At 37.7% G+C, this 546-nt stretch carries 1 pseudogene; it reads left to right on the top strand.

The annotated features are described in order from the left end of the window. Positions 1-389, top strand: a pseudogene (locus DYY66_RS04265) (hypothetical protein); the annotation flags it as partial. Positions 390-546: the final 157 nt, after the last annotated feature.

The raw sequence follows: 546 nt of genomic DNA, 5'->3' as shown, positions 1-546 counted from the left end.
TAAGTAGTGGTGGTGGCGGTACAGATTTTATAACATTGAAAGTAAGAAATATGGCTGCAAACACAATTACTCTGCAAGGCATTAGCATAAATGAAATAACTCATACCTGGGACAGCAACACTGCAAATGTACAACTAACAGTAACAACTTCTGGTACGTTTCCACAAGATGGTAAATTTAGTATTATAAGTTCGACAACAAATAGTCCTGCACCAGTGCAACAATCAAGTGCACAGATAAATTCCAACCAAGAAGTACGTCTAGTAATAAAACTCAGTCCAACAATTAGCTCTGACATACTTCTTGCACACCCAATAAGAATTATATTTCAAGCCGGTAGTGCTAATGCCCAAAATACATTTACTGTTCCAAGTGGGGACGCAAGTTAGAAATGGAATACAAAAGATCTCGGTTTGGTAAGAAAAGAGGGGTAGAAAGTATAGTTGGAGGATTCTTCTTTCTAATCTTGTTGCTTGGAGGATTTGCGGCAATTTTAACGGCACTAAGTGTGCAAACAAATCTGTTTAACACGCAAATATCTGCATC

The sequence above is a fragment of the Candidatus Nitrosotalea sp. FS genome (genome assembly GCF_011319475.1).
GTDB lineage: Archaea > Thermoproteota > Nitrososphaeria > Nitrososphaerales > Nitrosopumilaceae > Nitrosotalea.
Note: the sequence above shows the minus strand (reverse complement) of the source record. Positions and strands in the feature narration are given on the sequence as shown.